Source organism: Pseudomonas sp. R11-23-07 (genome assembly GCF_003852295.1).
Taxonomy (GTDB): Bacteria; Pseudomonadota; Gammaproteobacteria; order Pseudomonadales; family Pseudomonadaceae; genus Aquipseudomonas.
In genome coordinates, this window is record NZ_CP027761.1 from 2743699 (window position 1) to 2762978 (window position 19280).

Annotated in this window: 13 protein-coding genes and 1 pseudogene; 11 read left to right on the plus strand and 3 right to left on the minus strand. The window is 60.5% G+C overall.

The window, feature by feature from the left end; genetic code table 11:
- Positions 1–322: 322 nt before the first annotated feature.
- Positions 323–661: pseudogene (locus tag C4J84_RS26755) on the plus strand (ATP-binding protein); the annotation flags it as partial.
- A gap of 166 nt (positions 662–827) precedes the next feature.
- On the opposite strand, the gene C4J84_RS12460 reads toward C4J84_RS26755, so the two are convergent.
- Entirely contained in the window at positions 828–1742 is a 915-nt protein-coding gene (locus C4J84_RS12460) for a LysR family transcriptional regulator (protein ID WP_124367023.1), read from the minus strand.
- A 269-nt stretch (positions 1743–2011) separates the two neighbouring features.
- Between C4J84_RS12460 and C4J84_RS12465 the strand changes: the two genes are divergently transcribed.
- The 4 genes from C4J84_RS12465 to pgm all read left to right on the plus strand — a co-directional run bounded on the left by C4J84_RS12465 (position 2012) and on the right by pgm (position 8348).
- Positions 2012–3034, plus strand: coding sequence for a zinc-dependent alcohol dehydrogenase family protein (locus C4J84_RS12465; protein ID WP_124362828.1), 1023 nt, complete (start codon positions 2012–2014; stop codon positions 3032–3034).
- Positions 3035–3737: 703 nt separating this feature from the next.
- Positions 3738–5156: a hypothetical protein gene (locus C4J84_RS12470; protein ID WP_124435440.1), complete on the plus strand. Its 1419-nt coding sequence runs from the start codon at positions 3738–3740 to the stop codon at positions 5154–5156.
- Positions 5157–5192: 36 nt separating this feature from the next.
- Positions 5193–6596, plus strand: a complete 1404-nt coding sequence (locus tag C4J84_RS12475; protein WP_124435441.1) for a PLP-dependent aminotransferase family protein — start codon at positions 5193–5195, stop codon at positions 6594–6596.
- A 108-nt stretch (positions 6597–6704) separates the two neighbouring features.
- Positions 6705–8348: a phosphoglucomutase (alpha-D-glucose-1,6-bisphosphate-dependent) gene (gene pgm / locus C4J84_RS12480; protein ID WP_124435442.1), complete on the plus strand. Its 1644-nt coding sequence runs from the start codon at positions 6705–6707 to the stop codon at positions 8346–8348.
- Between the two features lie 126 nt (positions 8349–8474).
- Here the strand turns inward: pgm and C4J84_RS12485 are convergent, their stop codons facing one another.
- Positions 8475–9170: a pirin family protein gene (locus C4J84_RS12485; protein WP_124435443.1), complete on the minus strand. Its 696-nt coding sequence runs from the start codon at positions 9168–9170 to the stop codon at positions 8475–8477.
- A gap of 217 nt (positions 9171–9387) precedes the next feature.
- Between C4J84_RS12485 and C4J84_RS12490 the strand changes: the two genes are divergently transcribed.
- Positions 9388–11829 (plus strand): UvrD-helicase domain-containing protein, encoded by a 2442-nt coding sequence (locus tag C4J84_RS12490; RefSeq protein ID WP_124435444.1) that lies wholly within the window; start codon positions 9388–9390, stop codon positions 11827–11829.
- A 118-nt stretch (positions 11830–11947) separates the two neighbouring features.
- Here C4J84_RS12490 and C4J84_RS12495 read toward each other — a convergent pair whose 3' ends face one another.
- Entirely contained in the window at positions 11948–12220 is a 273-nt protein-coding gene (locus C4J84_RS12495; protein WP_026013572.1) for a DUF1652 domain-containing protein, read from the minus strand.
- Between the two features lie 646 nt (positions 12221–12866).
- Here C4J84_RS12495 and C4J84_RS12500 point away from each other — a divergent pair.
- The 5 genes from C4J84_RS12500 to C4J84_RS12520 all read left to right on the plus strand — a co-directional run bounded on the left by C4J84_RS12500 (position 12867) and on the right by C4J84_RS12520 (position 19277).
- The gene (locus tag C4J84_RS12500; RefSeq protein WP_124370688.1) at positions 12867–14300 is read left to right on the plus strand and encodes a serralysin family metalloprotease; all 1434 of its coding nucleotides are present in this window, start codon (positions 12867–12869) and stop codon (positions 14298–14300) included.
- A 47-nt stretch (positions 14301–14347) separates the two neighbouring features.
- Positions 14348–14704 carry a protease inhibitor Inh/omp19 family protein gene (locus tag C4J84_RS12505; protein ID WP_124367029.1) on the plus strand — a complete coding sequence of 119 codons (357 nt, stop codon included), beginning with the start codon at positions 14348–14350 and terminating at the stop codon, positions 14702–14704.
- A gap of 103 nt (positions 14705–14807) precedes the next feature.
- Positions 14808–16550 (plus strand): type I secretion system permease/ATPase, encoded by a 1743-nt coding sequence (locus C4J84_RS12510; RefSeq protein WP_124435445.1) that lies wholly within the window; start codon positions 14808–14810, stop codon positions 16548–16550.
- A 91-nt stretch (positions 16551–16641) separates the two neighbouring features.
- Positions 16642–17934 (plus strand): HlyD family type I secretion periplasmic adaptor subunit, encoded by a 1293-nt coding sequence (locus C4J84_RS12515; protein WP_124435446.1) that lies wholly within the window; start codon positions 16642–16644, stop codon positions 17932–17934.
- 2 nt (positions 17935–17936) lie between these two features.
- A complete protein-coding gene (locus C4J84_RS12520) occupies positions 17937–19277 on the plus strand; it encodes a TolC family outer membrane protein (protein ID WP_124435447.1) in 1341 nt (446 codons plus the stop codon).
- The last annotated feature ends 3 nt before the right edge of the window (positions 19278–19280 follow it).

A 19280-nucleotide genomic window follows, 5' to 3' on the forward strand; every position in this document is an offset into this window, starting at 1 on the left:
CGACCTGAGCGATTTTCTTACCCAGGACCCCAAAGGCAAGATGCTGCCCGACTACCTGCTCAAGCTGGCGCAGGTGGTGACGGCAGAGCAAAAAGGCATTGTCGAAGAGCTCGGGCAACTCACCAAAGGCATTGACCACATCAAAACCATTGTCGCTGCCCAGCAGTCCTATGCCGTTGCTGTCAGTGTCGTGGAGACAGTGTCGGTCACCGCGTTAATCGATGATGCCTTGCGCATGAGTGCCGGCTCGCTGGAGCGCCAGGGGGTGACGGTGGTCAAGGAAATTGCCGATGTGCCTCTGCTCGCGCTGGACCGTCACCGTGTGCTGCTGATTCTGGTGAACCTGATCAGCAATGCCAAGCACGCGGTGGAAGGCGTGGCCGATCGCAGCCCATGCGTCACGCTCGATGCCGCCCTCGTTGACTCATCAGGGCTGCGTATTTCGGTGACCGACAACGGCAGCGGGATTACGCCAGAGCACCTGGCGCGGATCTTTTCGCATGGCTTCACCACACGCAAAGAGGGTCACGGCTTCGGCCTGCACAGCTGTGCACTGGCTGCGCAGGAAATGGGTGGCCGCTTGACTGTACACAGCGACGGCGCCGGACAAGGCGCCACGTTTACCCTGGATATCCCCCTTGATGCTTCGCTGAGTCAGTGATGAACAGCGGGAAAATGGATTACGCGCTGTGCCAGCCTGCCCAGAGAAGGAAAATCTTGCCCCCGCGGGCTCTGGAGTCCAGTGGGACTGGACGGACGTGACTGAATTAAATTTCACCGTAAGCTTATGTTAATAATGGTTTTTTTCTGACTTTAGTGGAATTCCATTACAAGCTATCGGGGTCCCCAAAAAACATCTGAATCCGCGACCGCAACCACCGCTCCCCCGGATCATTATCCTGCGACCCACGCCACGCCATGTGCAGCTCAAACGAACGCACCGGCAGCGGCGGGTCTTCGGCTCGCAAACCACCCGCCGAGGTCAGCGCCTCTGCCGCGTAATCCGGTACGGTGGCGAGGATATCGGTGCCTGCCAGTAACGTGCCCAGCCCATTGAACTGCGGCACGGCCAGCACGACGTGGCGTTTGCGATCGAGCTTTTCCAGCTCTTCGTCGATGAACCCGCTCAGGTCACCGGCAAACGAGACCAACGCATGTGGGCGGGCACAGAAGTCGTCCAGACTCAATGGGCCGGGTACGCTGTCGGCGCGCAGCAGTTTCGGCAGGCTGCGGCGCAGGACCTTGCGCTTGGCATTGGCCGGCAGGTCGGCGGTGTAGCTGACGCCGATGGAGATTTCGCCGGAGGCCAGCAAGCCGGGCATCAGGATGTAGTTGACGCGACGCACCACCAGTACGATGCCGGGGGCTTCGGCGCGCAGGCGTTTGAGCAATTGCGGCAGCAGGGCGAATTCCACGTCATCGGACAGGCCGATACGGAATACCGCAGTGCTGGTAGCTGGATCGAATTCGGCGGCGCGGCTGACGGCGGTGGAAATCGAGTCCAGGGCCGGGGAGAGCAGGGCGAAGATTTCCACGGCGCGGGCCGTTGGTTCCATGCTGCGCCCGGTGCGTACGAACAGCGGGTCGTCAAACAGCCCGCGCAGACGTGACAAGGCCGCGCTGATGGCCGGCTGGCCGAGAAACAGTTTCTCGGCGGCGCGGGTCACGCTGCGCTCGTGCATCAAGGTTTCGAATACGATCAAGAGGTTAAGGTCGACACGACGCAGGTCGTTACGGTTCATCTTGTGTCCTGGAAGAGTCAGCGAACTTGACGAGAGCGGCCATATCCAGAACCTCCAAGGTTCCGTTCAGAAGCATGACCGGCATGAATCTTACGGGGAAAGGCTGGTACTCTGCACAAGATAATTGAGTTTTCCTACGATAGCTGAGGTCTATGCCTCACATGCGGAATCAATGACAGACATGTCGACTATTAATGGCGACCGGTGGTCTTAGCGGGAAAGCCCAGATAGAGTTCATGGCATTAGAGGTTACTTTGACGAGGTTTGCGATGTCCCGCACGATTCGTTTTCACAAGTTTGGTCCGGCCGAGGTGCTCAAATGCGAAGAGCATGCAACCGCGCAGCCCGCACCGGGCGAAGTGCAGGTGCGTGTCGACGCGATTGGTATCAGCTGGTACGACGTTTTGTGGCGCCAGAACCTGGCGTCGTCCCATGCACGCCTGCCGTCTGGCCTGGGTCATGAAATGGCCGGCGTGGTTGTCGCCCTGGGCGACGGCGTGGATGACTTGGCGGTGGGCGACAAGGTCGCCAGTTTTCCTGCCGAAAGCCCTAACGATTACCCGGTGTATGGCGAGCAGATCGTCCTGCCCCGTTCGGCCCTGACCCGTTACCCGGATGTCTTGAGCCCCATTGAAGCGAGCGTGCACTACACGCCGCTGCTGATTGCCTACTTTGCCTACATGGACTTGGCGCGGGTCAAGCCTGGGCAATTTGCGTTGGTAACCGATGCCAGCCACTGCGCCGGGCCTTCGTTCGTGCAGTTGGGCAAAGCCTTGGGGGTACGGGTGATTGCCGCGACCAAAGACAGCGCGGAGCGTGAATACCTGCTGTCGTTGGGGGCGGAAAAGGTCATCGTCACCGAAGAGCAGGACCTGCTCATGCAAATCAACAAAATCACGGGTGACCGTGGCGTCGATGTGGTGTTCGACGGCCTTGGCGGGCCGCAGATGTCGCTGCTCGGTGATGTGCTGGCGCCGCGTGGCAGCCTGGTGTTGTATGGCCTGCAAGGCGGTAACCAGACACCTTTCCCGGCCTGCGCCGCGTTCCAGAAGAATATTCAGTTTTTCGTGCATTGCATCGGCAACTTCACCGGCAAGCCGGAGTTGGGCATCATTCAGGACCAGGTTGCGTTGCAGCGCGCCTTGCGGGATATCAACCAACTGACTGCCGACCGGGTACTGGTGCCGTTGAAAACCACGGTGTTTCCGTTCAGTCAATTCGTCGAAGCCCACCGCTATATGGACGAATGCCCGTGCCGCGAACGAGTTGCGTTGCAGGTTGAAGCTGTTTGAGCTGTAGGAGTATTCGCAAATGAATACTCCAGCGTCTGCGCGGATGCAGCAGATGCGCCATTTGTCATGGCTTGACCCACGAACGGGTTGAGCCACTCCGAGGGCGTTGCGCCCTGCAAACAATACCTTTGGCCCTTATGCCGCCCTGAAATCCAGCGCGGCGCTGTTGTGTGGGCGTCACTGAAGTTCGCGCCGCAGATCATCTGAACTGCTTTCCTGCGCGGTTCTGTATCTATTAATCATTAGTTGAGTGCCGATAATTGCGGCTTAACCATCATCTCAAGGATTGAGCAATGAACAGCTGCCCGACATTACTGTCTTGCATCAGCAAACTAACGAGGCGTTACCTTGCGCGTCGAAAAAAACGTTCGAAACATCCCTTCTTCTTGCAAGAAGCCAGATTAAGTGGGTGATTTATTATTTGTCGGAGGTTTCGCTAATTAATTAGTTAACGCGCTGTAGGGTAGTGTCGGAACATTCCTAGGAGCTGCCACTTGAGCACACGCGACTGCGGGTTAGCGCGTCTGTCTGTGGGATGGGTTGCCCGCGACTCAGGTGTCCGCTCCGGTAATTTTGTTGCAGGCTGCTAATGTTTAATCATTCTTATGCCCTGCCGCGCAAGACAGACCTACAGATGTAATGGGTCAGGCAACGACGTCGCAGAGTTGCTTGAAACTGATATTTCAACTCAGGTAGTAGAACAATGAGCGCAATTCACGAACAAGCCATGAACTATGTTTATCAGCAAGTTCTGCAACGTTTGATGGGGCACTTCACGCGCGCCGAACGGACTGCACTTCAATTGTTGATCCAGCGAATCGTGGTGGCGGCAGGCGGCATGGAACATGTGGGTAACTATAAAGTATTGATCGCCCACGGCGGCGGCGAAGTCAGCAGTTATACGTTGGCGCTGCTGCGTGCGGCGCAGTTGAGCATCGCCGGCCGTACGCCCAAGACCTTTCACCTGCGCGTGGCGACGCTGCGGCATGCAGGGATGACCCAGGCCACACTGGGCAGGCTGAATGAGGGCTATAGCGCGCTGTTTTTTCACGATGACCCGCGGGTGGAGGTGCTGATGGTGGAAAATCAGGAGGTGCAGCCTTTCAATCATCAGCGGCCCGCTTCCAGCGCCGGCCGTGAGGTCAACCAACGCGACCGGCTGATGATCGGGCACCTGACGTCCGGGGATGTGCGTGCCACGCTGTGCACTGACACTTACCTGGCCCTGGGGGATTTCTACCAGCGTGTGAGCACGTGGAACGGCGGCGTGCATGCGCTGGTCAGCGGCGACTCTGCGCGCAAGCAAAGCCAATACCTGGCCTGGCTGAAGCGTTCGGCCCTGGCTGCGGGTGTCGCTGTCCCGCCGCGCCGGCCCGCGTCGCTCAACATTCTGTTTGCGCGCATGGAAGAATGGAGTACCGGTTGCTACCGTGACCTCTACGGCGAGCAATACGTGGAGGCCCAGAGCCCGGGGCGTGGCGGGCACCGCCATGTGGCTTATATCGGGGTTGCCGACCTGCTCGACGAGGTCGACGTTGCCTCGTCACCGCTGCTCACCGAGTTCCTGGCCCACAAATCGGACCCGTTCGACTTTCACTTCAGTCATCCTGACTATCCCAACCCGTTGCTCATGGCGCATCTGCACGGGTTGCAGGCCCAATGCCTGCGTGAGCTGTCCTACGGCGAAGGCGTCGAGGCTTTTGTGCGGCAGGCGAGGGACGCGATGAGCCGTCGACACATTCCAGACACCTTGATCGACGCATTGGGCGGCCACGATGGGCGCGTATTGTCGACGACCTATGCCCAGGAGTTCTTCGGCCTGGACGAGGGCCAGTTGACTTGCCTGTTGTTCTCGCCCTTCATCCATCATGGCGAGCGCCTCGAGGGTTACCTGCGCCAATGCCATCCCGGCATGCTGGTGGGGCTTCCCGAGTTGCACAAGGCGCTGCAGGGCAAGCCCGCCGCAGAGATGCTGCAGCAGTGGCTGATTGACACCAGCGGCCTGCCATTGCCTCTGTTACAAAACCTGTACCGCAAGCGTCCTCAGCAGGCGGGTCGTGGCACCCAGGCGCGCAAACGGCGTGGGGCGCAGGCGCAGATTGCGCAAGTGTCGGGGCGTTAGCCGCGTGCCTGTGCGTGCGAACCCGGGCGGGCGCTCATGAAACTGCGCGGGGAGCGGCAAGCGGATTTTGCCTACCAGGCGGTGTATCGCTACATGATCAACCTGATCAACGAAGTCAGCCTGGAAAAACCGGTAAAGCTGCCGTCCCTGCGGCAGTTGTCGACCCGCTTGAAGGTGTCGATCTCGACGATCCAGTACGCCTACTCGATATTGGAAAAGGAAGGGCGGATCTACTCGGTGGCCAAGTCCGGCTACTTTGCCTGGCCGGTGGCCGCCAACGCGCCAATGGCCACGAGTGGGGACTTGCTTGAGCGCCTTTACGCGGCAGCGCGGCGGCCTGGCATGGTGGTACTCAGTGGCGACGAACCGGCGCTGCTGGGCTCACTCGATGGTGCGTTGCTTTCACTGGAGCGCCAACTGATCCGCCGCTATCCGCACCACCTGCAAACCCACTCGCAACCCTCCGGCGTCTGGGAGCTGCGTGCGGCGCTGGCGGCACGTTATACCTCATCGCCCACGCGCTGCTGGCAGGCGGACGAGGTGTATATCGGCGCCGACGTGCGTGGCGTCCTGGAGATCCTGATTGACGCCCTGGGCCTCAAGGGCAGCGTGGTGGTGGCCGAATCACCCTGCGATTACCTGGTCTTGCGCCTGTTGCAGGGGGCCGGCGTGCGGGTAATCGAATTGCCCTGGCTCGCCGACGGCCGCTTCGATCTGAGCACCTTTGAACACCTGCTCAGCCACGAGCCGGTGCACCTGGTGGTGCTGTCATCGGCGGTGAGCATGCCGTCGGGCAGTGTGCTGTCGGTTCAGGAGCGCATGCAGGTGGCGCAGTTGCTGGACCGATTCGGCTGCTGGCTGCTGGAGAATGACACCTTTGGCGAACTGAGCTTCGCACCGTCCTCCGTGCCCCTGCGGCACCTGGTCGACCCTGAACGGCTGATAGTGTTCTCCTCGTTCGAGAAGATCCTTGGCCCGGAGGCACCGTTTGGTTTTGTACTGTCGCGCCAGCTGAGCCGCGAGCTGCAGCGTCAGTTTTTATTGCGCGCATTCCGGTTGTCGTCGATTCGTCAGCGCGCCATTGCCCGCTTGTACGAAAGCGGGCGGTTTGACCAGCATGTGCAGACGTTACGCCAGCGCATGCGTGAGCAGGCACAGGCCATGGGCCTGCGCCTGGATGCACGTCTGGAGGGCCGGGTGAGCTATCAAATGCCCGGCGCCGGCGCGAGTTTCTGGCTGCAGTCTACGGCGGCAGTGGACATGCGCCATGTGTTCCAGCGCATGGTCACGCAGCAGGTGGTGATCGCCCCTGGCGAGCTGTTCAGCCTCAGCGGTCTGCATCACCAGCATATGCGGCTGGGGCATGCGTTCAGCGGGCATCCGAACCTGGACATCGCCTTGGATGCATTGGCCGAGGCACTGCAGCAGGCGCAGATTTGACGCGTATGAAATTTCTATATTAGTTGTTGGATCGATACCGTCGCGCCGTAGTCCAAGTCACCGTAAACTGTCATTTTTCCGAATCCTTATTTTTCTCGAGGTTTATGCATGACTATCAGTCCTTTTGCGGGCAAGCCGGCGCCAGCCCAGTTGCTGGTGGATATCCCGCGACTGGTCACGGCCTATTACACCGGCCAGCCTGATGCAGCGATCTCCACCCAGCGTGTGGCCTTTGGTACCTCCGGGCACCGTGGCAGCTCGTTCGAGCTGAGCTTCAACGAATGGCATGTGCTCGCGATCAGCCAGGCCATCTGCCTGTACCGCCAGGCCCAGGGCATCGACGGCCCGTTGTTTGTCGGCCTGGACACCCACGCACTGTCGACGCCGGCCGGCGCCAGTGCGCTGGAAGTGCTCGCCGCCAACGGCGTGCATGTGATGCTCGCCGAGGGCGACGAATACACACCCACGCCGGCAATTTCCCACGCGATCATCTGCTACAACCGTGGCCGCACCAGCGGGCTGGCGGACGGTGTCGTCATCACGCCGTCCCACAACCCGCCGCAAAGTGGCGGCTACAAGTACAACCCGCCTAACGGTGGCCCGGCCGACACCCACGTCACCAAGTGGATCGAAGCCAAGGCCAACGAGCTGCTGGCCAACAAGCTCGCCGGGGTCAAGCGCATCACCCACGCCCAGGCGCTGAAGGCCGATACCACGCACCGGCATGATTACCTCAACAGCTACGTGGCCGACCTGGTCAATGTGATCGACATGGACGCCATCCGCAGCGCCGGCCTGCGCCTGGGTGTTGACCCGCTGGGCGGAGCAGGGGTGCGCTACTGGTCGGCGATTGCCGAGCACTACCGGCTGAACCTGGAGGTGGTCAACACCGAAGTCGACGCTACCTTCCGCTTCATGAGCGTCGACTGGGACGGCCAGATCCGCATGGACCCGTCTTCCAGCTACGCCATGCAAGGCCTGATCGGCCTCAAGGAGCGCTTCGATGTGGCGTTTGCCTGCGACCCGGACCACGACCGTCACGGTATCGTGACCCCGTCCGGCGGGCTGTTGGCGCCGAATAACTACCTGGCGGTGTCCATCGATTATCTGTTCCAGAACCGTCCCGACTGGCGCGCCGATGCGGCGGTGGGCAAAACCGTGGTCAGCAGTGGCCTGATCGATCGCGTCGCCGCACGCATCGGTCGGCGTTTGTACGAAGTGCCGGTGGGCTTCAAATGGTTTGCTGACGGTTTGTTTGATGGTTCGCTGGGGTTTGGTGGCGAAGAAAGCGCCGGGGCTTCGTTCCTGCGCAAGGACGGTACGGTCTGGAGCACCGACAAGGACGGCCTGATCCCGGCTTTGCTTGCGGCCGAAATGACCTCGCGCAAAGGCCAGGACCCGAGTCAGATCTATCGCGGCCTGACCGACGCCCTCGGCGAACCCTTTGCCATCCGCGTCGATGCCAAGGCCACGCCAGCGCAAAAAGCCCTGCTGGGCAAACTGTCGCCGGAGCAGGTGACGTCCACGCAATTGGCCGGTGAAAGCATCCAGCAGATCCTCAGCCATGCGCCGGGTAACAACCAGGCGATCGGCGGCTTGAAAGTGATGACCGAAAACGGCTGGTTCGCCGCCCGTCCATCGGGCACCGAGGACATCTACAAGATCTATGCCGAGAGCTTTATCGGCGAAGATCACCTCAAGCAGCTGGTGGAAGAGGCTCAGGTACTGGTAGATGGAGCAATCTCCCAGTAATCACGCAACACCCATGTGGGAGGGGGCTTGCCCCCGATAGCGATGTGTCAGTCGATATATTCGATGCTGATCCACCGCGATCGGGAGCAAGCCCCCTCCCACATTAGAGGCCCACAAGGCTTGAGATCAGGCGAGATCGACCAACACAATCTCGCTGTCTTCAATCGCCGTCACCCGCAACACCTGCTCATCCGCAACCGCCACCCCGTCTCGAGCCTGTGCACGCAAGCCGTTGACTTCAATCGTCCCCGTTGCCGGCACCAGGTACGCCCGGCGGCCGCTGTCCAGCCGATACTCGGCACTTTCCCCGGCCTTCAGATTGGCCGCCACCAGGCGTGCATCGGCGCGAATGCGCAGGCTTTGCGTGTCTCCGGCCTTGCCGCTGGCCAGGGTCACGAAACCTTCGCGCGCACCCTTTGGAAACGGCCTGGCGCCCCAGGAGGGCGGTAGGCCGGCCTCATTCGGAATGATCCAGATCTGAAAGATCTTGGTCGGCGTGGCTTCCAGATTGTATTCGCTGTGAGCGATCCCGGTGCCAGCGCTCATCACCTGTACGTCGCCAGCCTCGGTACGACCCTTGTTGCCCAGGTTGTCGGCATGACTGATCGCGCCTTCTCGCACGTAGGTGATGATTTCCATGTCGCGGTGTGCGTGCTGCGGGAAGCCGCTGCCCGGCGCAATGATGTCGTCGTTCCACACCCGCAGGTTGCCCCAGTGCATACGCTCGGGGTCATGGTATTCGGCAAATGAAAAGTGATGATGGGCGTCGAGCCAGCCATGGTGGGCGCCGCCCAGGGTGTTGAAGGGTCGAAGTTCAAGCATGATCGTCTCCTGTGGATAGCCCTATGGTCCATCAGTGCATGATCGATAAAAAGCGTAAAAAATGCCTGATTCCTATCTGTTTATTTGATGTTTATTTCAGGTATCAACTTTCACTTCATCGCCTAACCGCATGAGATCAAAGCATTTGGCTGGAACTGAGCGGCAATTCCGGCGACCATGGCGCACTGTAAAAACCTAGCTCATCGCAGGAGTCCGCGTGCCGCACCCACAGCCTGATCTGCCCCCTGAACTGCGCCCCCTGGCTGAAATGCCGCTACTGAAACGGCTTGCCGCGCGCCTGTTCGGCCATGGCCTCACGCGTTTGCGCGCTCAGCACCGGTTTTCGTGGTTGCATGGCCAGGCCGACGGTTTTCGCAGCGGGCATGAAGCCGGGGTGGAATATGGTTACCGCGAGGGCAAGGCGGACGGGTTGGAGGAGGGCCGGCAAGTCTTGCTGATCCGCGATTTCCGGTCCGATGAACCCCGTGCGCCAGGTATTGATGACAGCCTGTTCGACGACTGGCGATTGCCGCTCACCGCTGACATAAAAAAGCGCATCAAGGCCGACGTTGCACGTTTGCTGCCGGCACACGCCCAGCCCAGTGCGGCGCAGTGGAAGATGATCTTCAGCGACACGCCGTCCACTTCGGTGATTGCCGGTGCCGGTGCGGGCAAGTCCACCTCTCTGGTGCTGCGCATCCTGCTGCTCACCCATTACCTGGGCTTCGAGTTGAGTTCGATGACCGTGGTGACGTTTACTCGCGAATCGCGCAAAGACTTCATCCAAAAGCTCATGCACATTCTCAGCTTATGGGGCCAACCCCTTGACCATAAAGAGGCCCAGGCGGTGGTGCGCACCTTTCACTCACGCATCCTGCCGATGGTGCGCAGCCTGCCGGGCTTTGAGCGGCTGCAAGCCTTCGAGAACCTCAGCGCCGGGTTCGAGGATGCCGACAGCAACCCGTTCGACCTGCGCATCAACGACGCCCAGCGTCAGCAGATGAACGCGTGTTACCACCGCTTGCACGGCCGCCATGCGCGTTTTCGCGAGTTGATCGCACCGCTGGCACGCCATGGGCTGCAGCTCAAGGAACTGGAGCGTGATCATCCCGATGTGCAGAAGCGCGTGGCGGTCACGGAATTGGCGGCCAAGCGTGACGAAGAACTCTGTGATGTCATCGAGGACCTGTGGTTTCGTGCTGGCGCCTGGCCCATCAAGGGCATTGAACCAAGCCGGCAAACGTTTGAGATCAATGGCGCGCAGTTTCATTGCCATGGCTATATCCCTGAACTGGATGCCTGGGTAGTGCTGGGCTTCGATTCGCGGGAAAACCCCCAGATCAGCCGGCCGAATGCCAAGCTGTCCGTGCGCGCAGAGTGGGCGGTAAAGCGCACGCTGTTTCAAGCTTTCTGTCGTAAGCCATTGATATGGATAGAAAGCTATGAGTCTTCAAAACGATTGTTAAGCTGCTTGGCGGGCGATGCCACGGCCGGGCCCGGGTTTGATTACAAGGTCAAGGGCGAGCTTGCCTCGGCGCCGCTCCTGGACAGCTTCGTCATGGCCGCCGGCTTTATCGAGAACCTCGGGTTGGATGTGCCCACCGCCGTGGGCCGGATGAGCTTCGCCAAAGACGATCCGGACCGCTTGTTCTTCGAGGCCCTGGGTATTTTCTGGAAGGCTCTGGAAGATCACTTGCTTGAGCAATCGCCGCCGACCATGACCTATAACCGCATGTTTTCGTTGTTTGGCGAAAACACCCCGGAGAACCTCAAGCTGCTCAGCGACGCGCTGCTGCGGCCGATGTCGCACCTGATGATCGACGAATTCCAGGATGTGTCGCCGCAGATCGTCTCGTGGATCCGCGCCAGCCTGCGTGAAATCCGCAGCCGTGGCCCGGCGATGCACGTGGGTCGCGGGGCGCAGCGTTCATCGTTGCTGTGCGTAGGGGATGACTGGCAGTCCATCTATGGCTGGCGCGGTAGCTCGCCCAAGTACTTCATGGAATTCAACAAGGAGTTCACCTCGCCGAGCACCACCCGCGTCATGCTGAGTGAGAATTACCGTAGCCACCAACACATCATCGACGCTGCCGAGCACATCGTACGCAGTGCCCCGGCCATTCCCGGCAAGAAGGCGAAGGCCGCTGGCGAGCCCAGGCCCTTGGTGCCCGTGGTGGTGCTGGAGCGCGACGACGCGGCGTTGGCCCGGCAGTTGATCGAGCACTATCAGCAGGGCGATACAGTATTAATGCTGTATCGAAAAAGCAGCGATAAGCTGTTGATACAAGAACATATTCAGGCGGTACTTAATCTGGATTCCAGCTTGCCGCCCCAGGCGCGCAGGCTGAAACAGCTGACCTACCACAGCGCCAAGGGCCTGCAGGCGGATGCGGTGTTTCTACTCGGGGACTGCCAACACCTGACCAGCTCGCCTTACAAGAACCAGGTCTACCGCATGGCAGGCCTGGGCAAGGACGGCGACAGCGAGGCGTACGACAACGCCCAAAAAGACGAAGTGCTGCGCCTGGCCTATGTCGGCATCACTCGCGCGGTAAGTCACTGTTATTGGTATGTGGAAAAGCCGGAAGGGGTGAATGTGCCAAGGGCGTCGGAGCGAGTAGACGGCAAGAAAGTATTTTTTGAAGATTTGCGCGGTTAGTGTGGGAGGGGGCTTGCTCCCGATAGCGGTGTGCCATTCGACCTGCAGTGACTGACCCAAAGCTATCGGGAGCAAGCCCCCCTCCCACAGTTGGATTTCATAGGTCTGCGGACATCGATCAGGCCCGCAACGACAACGGCGGCACAAAACACTCCAGCTCATCTTCCACCGCTTCAATGATGCGCTCCACATCGGCGGCGTTCATCACGGTGGCGCAGGGAATGCCGGCGATCGCGATCAGCGTCTCGCCGCTGGCCCGGTCGAACAAGCGGGCAACCATGCTGCCGGGGGCGTCCATGCTCCCTTCGAAGCCCATCGGATGAAAGTGCCAGCGCATCAACTGACAGGCGTTGGGGAATGTCACTTTGTTCATGTTGCCTACCTTGTTCATTGAGCGCTTCCTTTAGCTCGCGGCAGGGGCCAGGCCCTTCAATAGCCATGGCGTCGAACACTCAAAATAGCATTCGTTCGCAAGTACGGCGCGACTTTTTCAGGCCCGTTCGGCGGTTCTTTGAGCTGGCATTGACCTGGATCATGTCCCAAACCTACGGATTGCCCAGGTCATGCCCCAATGACGAAGACATGACCACCCAAAACGATGTCGCGGTGCCGGGCATGGCCTGGCCGGCGAGACGGTATTGGACGTGTGGCTGGCGTATATCCTGGTAAAAGGGGACAGCGCCGTTTTAATTGCGTAAGTAGTGGCTCTTTAATACTGCCAATGACACCGTGACAATATATTGGATCCCTTATTCAAGTAGGTTGCACAACTAGGCGGCTTTACTTGTATTTAATATTTAAATATCGCTGTGCACTATTCGGCCGCGTAAACACAATCGCCCCCAACAAACGCTACGCGCGACTTCCTCAAGTTGCATCTGGGTCAGCTTTTCCCCGCTGAAATATGTGTAGACGAAAGATTTCAGATTGTGTCAGTTTTCTTACGCCTTCAAAAGAGGTGAGTGATAGGACTATCCTCGCCCGCGAGGTTCCTATCGAACAAAGACTGATGCACTTGCAAACAAGGAAGTACGTTTATGTCAAAAGTAAAAGACAAGGCTATTGTATCTGCCGCGCAAGCCAGCACTGCTTACTCGCAAATCGATAGCTTCAGCCATTTGTATGACCGTGGCGGCAACCTGACGGTCAACGGCAAACCGTCCTACAGCGTGGACCAGGCAGCGACCCAGCTGCTGCGGGATGGCGCCGCGTACCGGGACTTTGATGGCAACGGCAAGATCGATCTGACCTACACCTTCCTCACCTCGGCATCCTCGAGCACCATGAACAAACATGGCATCTCGGGCTTCAGCCAATTCAACGCCCAGCAGAAAGCACAGGCCGCACTGGCCATGCAATCCTGGTCGGATGTTGCCAACGTGACCTTTACCGAAAAGGCTTCCGGCGGTGACGCACACATGACCTTCGGCAACTACAGCGGCGGCCAGGATGGCGCGGCGGCTTTCGCCTACCTGCCCGGCACCGGTGCAGGCTACGACGGCACCTCGTGGTACCTGACCAACAACAGCTACACGCCGAACAAGACCCCGGACCTGAACAACTATGGCCGGCAGACCCTGACCCACGAAATCGGCCACACCCTGGGCCTGGCTCACCCTGGCGACTACAACGCCGGGAATGGCAACCCGACCTATAACGACGCGACCTATGGACAGGACACGCGTGGCTATAGCGTCATGAGTTACTGGAGCGAGAGCAACACTAACCAGAACTTCAGCAAAGGCGGAGTGGAGGCTTACGCTTCCGGTCCGCTGATCGACGATATCGCCGCGATCCAGAAGCTCTACGGTGCCAATCTCAATACCCGCGCCGGTGACACCACCTACGGTTTCAACTCCAACACCGGGCGTGATTTCCTCAGCGCCACGTCCAATGCCGACAAGCTGGTGTTCTCGGTATGGGACGGTGGTGGCAATGACACCCTGGACTTCTCCGGTTTCACGCAAAACCAGAAGATCAACCTCAATGCCACCTCGTTCTCCGATGTCGGCGGCTTGGTGGGCAACGTTTCCATCGCCAAGGGCGTGACAGTCGAGAACGCCTTCGGTGGCGCGGGCAACGACCTGATCATTGGTAACCAGGCCGCCAACCTCATCAAGGGCGGGGCTGGCAACGACCTCATCTACGGTGGTGGCGGTGCGGACCAACTGTGGGGCGGCGCCGGCAGCGACACCTTTGTGTTCGGTGCCGTGTCCGATTCCAAGCCAGGGGCGGCGGACAAGATCTTTGACTTCACCTCAGGTTCGGACAAGATCGACCTGTCCGGTATCACCAAAGGCGCGGGCGTGAGCTTCGTCAACGCGTTTACCGGGCATGCCGGCGACGCGGTGCTGTCCTACGCATCAGGTACTAACCTGGGTACGTTGGCCGTTGACTTCTCCGGGCACGGCGTGGCGGATTTCCTCGTCACCACCGTTGGCCAGGCGGCTGCCAGCGACATCGTGGCGTGATGTAAAGCGCGGCGCTCCGGCGCCGCGCTCCAGGATGGAGCCAGGCAATGCAGCGTTTTTCCAAAGGGGTCACCCTATTGATCGTGTCGGCAGGAGCCCATGCAATGGCGAGCAGTCTTGTTTTACCCACTACCGCACAGTTGGCGGGGCATTGGCAGTTGCACCAGGATGACCAGGTGTGTGCGCTAGACCTGCTCGAGCAGCCCAACAGCCTGGGGGGCGATGTGGCGTGTGTCGCGCAATGGCTGGGGGATAAACCACTGACGTGGTCGCCGACGCCGGACGGCATCTGGCTGATGAATGCCGAAGGTAGTGGCATTACGCACTTGAATCGCCAGAAGGAGGGCGAATATCAGGCCCGCACTAAATCTGGAGCCGTCGTGGTGCTGCAACGTACACCTTAGTTTCAGGTTATAAGCTTATAACTTCATTTGTTAGTTGGCCGCCCGCTATTCAGGGGTAGGGCAACTAGTGCGCGTACTTTGGGTTCATGGAAGATAAGAAGATATGGCCAAGCCCCATACCGTTGCACCCTTGTTCAAGGCGCTGGGTGAATACAAGAGCATCTTGATCAGCGTTGGCTGTTTTACCGCCTTGATTAACCTGTTGATGCTGGTGCCCTCGATTTACATGCTGCAAGTGTACGACCGCGTGCTGTCCTCCCAGAATGAAACCACCCTGGTGATGTTGACGTTGATGGTCGTGGGGTTCTTTGCGTTTATAGGCCTGCTGGAAGTTATCCGCAGTTTTATCGTGATCCGCATCGGCGCCCAGTTGGAGCGGCAGTTCAACTTGCGCGTGTACAAAGCCGCATTCGAACGCAACCTGAAACGCGGCCAGGGACACGCCGGGCAGTCCTTGGGCGACTTGACCCATATTCGCCAGTTCATCACCGGGCCCGCGTTATTCGCATTTTTCGACGCGCCGTGGTTTCCCATCTACCTGTTCGTGATTTTCCTGTTCAACCTGTGGCTCGGCGTGTTGGCCACGTCCGGCGCTGTGCTGTTGATCGCACTGGCCTGCCTCAACGAATACCTGACCAAAAAGCCCCTGGGCGAAGCCAGCGGTTATTCCCAACAGTCGACTCAGTTGGCCACCAGCCATTTGCACAATGCCGAAACCATCCAGGCCATGGGCATGCTCGGCGCGCTGCGCCAGCGCTGGTTCGCGGTGCATTCGCAGTTCCTCGGCTTGCAGAACAAGGCCAGCGACACCGGTTCGGTGATCACCTCCCTGAGCAAATCCCTGCGCCTTTGCCTGCAATCCTTGGTGTTGGGCCTCGGTGCGCTGCTGGTGATCAAAGGCGATATGACCGCCGGGATGATGATCGCCGGTTCCATCCTGATGGGCCGGGTACTCAGCCCCATCGACCAGTTGATCGCGGTGTGGAAGCAGTGGAGCTCGGCCAAGCTGGCCTACCAGCGCCTCGATGAGCTGCTGCGTGAATTCCCGCCGCAGGCCGAGCAGATGGCCTTGCCGGCGCCAAAGGGCCAGGTGAGCTTCGAACAGGTCAGCGCCGGCCCGCCGGGTCGGCGCCTGGCGACCCTGCACCACGTCAACTTCAACCTCGGCGCCGGTGAAGTGCTGGGCGTGCTCGGCGCCTCGGGGTCCGGTAAATCCACCCTGGCCCGCGTACTGGTAGGCGTGTGGCCGACGCTGACCGGCACCGTGCGCCTGGACGGCGCGGATATTCACCGCTGGGACCGCGACGATCTCGGCCCGCATATCGGCTACTTGCCCCAGGACATCGAACTGTTCAGCGGCAGCATCGCCGACAACATCGCGCGCTTTCGCCAGGCCGACCCGCAGCTTGTGGTCAAGGCGGCGCAACAGGCCGGGGTGCACGAGTTGATCCTGCGCCTGCCCCAGGGCTACGACACCCTGCTGGGCGACAACGGCGGCGGCCTGTCCGGCGGGCAGAAGCAACGCGTGGCCCTGGCCCGCGCACTGTATGGCGGCCCGCGGCTGATCGTGCTGGATGAGCCCAACTCAAACCTCGACACCGTCGGCGAAGCCGCGCTGGCCAGCGCCATCGTGCAGATGAAGGCTCAGGGCAGCAGCGTGGTGCTGGTGACGCACCGTTCCTCCGCATTGGCCCAGGCCGACAAGTTGCTGATCCTCAACGAAGGTCAATTGCAGGCCTTCGGACCCAGTCAGGAAGTGCTGCGCGCGTTGTCCGGGCAGCAAGAGGCACCGAAGGAAAAAACCGGCGGTAGGAGCGAGCTTGCTCGCGAAAGTCGTCAACGATGACGCGCTCCGATTGGATACACACGGTGCATTTGGGTTTTTCGCGAGCAAGCTCGCTCCTACATGTTTTGCGTCAAGCAGTAAGGATACTTGCATGATTTACGAACAACACGACGCACGTTTCTTCGTCCGCATGGGCTGGCTGCTGACCGTGGTCGGCGCCGGCGGTTTTTTCCTCTGGGCCAGCCTGGCGCCGCTGGATCAAGGCATCCCGGTGCAGGGCACGGTGGTGGTGTCGGGCAAGCGCAAGGCCGTGCAAACCCTCAGCCCCGGCGTGGTCAGCCGGATTCTGGTGCGCGAAGGCGAGGTGGTGAAGCAGGGCCAGCCGCTGTTTCGCCTCGACCAGACCCAGCACCAGGCCGACGTGCAGTCGCTGCAAGCCCAGTACCGCATGGCCTGGGCCAGCGCCGCGCGCTGGCAGAGCGAACGTGACAACCTGCCAGGCGTGCGCTTTCCGGCCGAACTGAGCGCCAACCCCGACCCGGCCCTGGCGCTGGTGCTCGAAGGCCAACGCCAACTGTTCAGCAGTCGGCGCGAAGCCTTTGCCCGTGAGCAGGCCGGCATCCGTGCAAGCATCGACGGTGCCACCTCGCAATTGGGCGGCATGCGCCGCGCCCGCAGTGACCTGGCAGCCCAGGCGCAATCCCTGCGTGAGCAATTGAGCAACCTGCAACCCCTGGCCGATAACGGCTACATCCCGCGCAATCGGCTGATGGACTACCAGCGCCAGTTGTCCCAGGTGCAGCAGGACCTGGCGCAAAACGCCGGCGAGACCGGCTGCGTCGAGCAGGGCATTGTCGAATCGCGCCTCAAATTGCAGCAGCACACCGAGGAATATCAGAAGGAAGTGCGCAGCCAACTGGCCGATGCGCAACTGCGCAGCCTGACTCTGGAGCAGCAACTGACCTCCGCCGGGTTCGACCTGCAGCACAGCGAAATCAACGCGCCGGCCGACGGCATCGTGGTCAACCTCAGCGTCCACACCGAAGGCGCCGTGGTGCGGGCCGGTGAAACTCTGCTGGAGATCGTGCCCCAAGGCACGCGCCTGGAAGTGGAAGGGCACTTGCCGGTGCACCTGGTGGACAAGGTCGGCACGCACCTGCCGGTGGACATCCTCTTCACCGCCTTCAACCAGAGCCGCACCCCGCGCGTGCCGGGGGAGGTGAGCCTGATTTCCGCCGACCAGATGCTCGATGAAAAGACCGGCGCCCCCTATTACGTGTTGCGCACCACGGTCAGCGAGGCAGCGCTGGAAAAACTCCACGGCCTGGTGATCAAGCCGGGCATGCCCGCCGAGATGTTCGTGCGCACCGGCGAGCGCTCGTTGCTCAATTACCTGTTCAAGCCGCTGCTCGACCGCGCCGGCTCCGCGTTGACCGAGGAATGAGCATGAAACCTGTGTTCATCGCCTTGCTGTTCAGCTGTGCCAGCGCGCACGCCGCCATGGGCCCGTTCGATGTGTACGAGCAAGCCCTGCGCAATGACCCGGTGTTCCTCGGCGCGATCAAGGAGCGCGACGCCGGCCTGGAAAACCGCACCATCGGGCGCGCCGGCTTGTTGCCCCGGCTGTCGTACAACTACAACAAGGGCCGCAACAACTCCGAGGCGCACTTGCCCGATGGCCGTGGTGGCAGCTATCGCGACGACCGCAACTACAACAGCTACGGTTCCACCTTCAGCCTGCAACAGCCGCTGTTCGACTACGAAGCCTATGCCAACTACCGCAAGGGCGTGGCCCAGGCGCTGTTTGCCGATGAAAGCTTCCGCGACAAGAGCCAGGCGTTGCTGGTGCGGGTGTTGAGCTACTACACCCAGGCGCTGTTCGCCCAGGACCAGATCGACATCGCCCGTGCCAAGAAGAAAGCCTTCGAGCAACAGTTCCAACAGAACCAGCACCTGTTCCAGCAAGGCGAGGGCACCCGCACCGATATTCTCGAAGCGGAATCGCGTTATGAGCTGGCCACCGCCGAAGAGATCCAGGCCCTGGATGAGCAGGATGCGTCCCTGCGCGAGTTGGGCGCGTTGATTGGCGTGCAAAGCGTCAACATCAACGACCTGGCACCGCTGAACCAGGGCTTTGCCGCTTTCACCCTGACCCCAGCCAACTACGACACCTGGCATGAATTGGCAATCAGCAACAACCCGACACTCGCCTCCCAGCGCCAGGCCCTGGAAGTGGCGCGCTATGAAGTGGAGCGCAACCGCGCCGGGCATTTGCCCAAGGTCACTGCGTACGCCAGTTCGCGCAAGCAGGAGTCCGACAGCGGCAACACTTACAACCAGCGCTACGACACCAACACCATCGGCGTCGAAGTCAGCGTGCCGCTGTATGCCGGCCGCGGCATCTCGGCGTCCACGCGCCAGGCCAGCCGCGCCATGGAACAGGCCGAGTACGAACTGGAAGGCAAGACCCGCGAAACCCTGATCGAACTGCGTCGCCAGTTCAGCGCGTGCCTGTCGGGGGTGAGCAAGCTGCGCGCCTATCAAAAAGCCCTGACCTCCGCCGAGGCACTGGTGGTGTCGACCAAGCACAGCATCCTCGGCGGCGAGCGGGTCAACCTCGACGCATTGAATGCCGAGCAGCAGCTCTACAGCACCCGCCGCGACCTCGCCCAGGCGCGGTACGACTACCTGATGGCCTGGACCAAATTGCACTACTACGCGGGCAACTTGCGTGACACCGACCTGGCCAAGGTGGATGAAGCCTTCGGCCCGGAGAGAAAACTGTAGGCG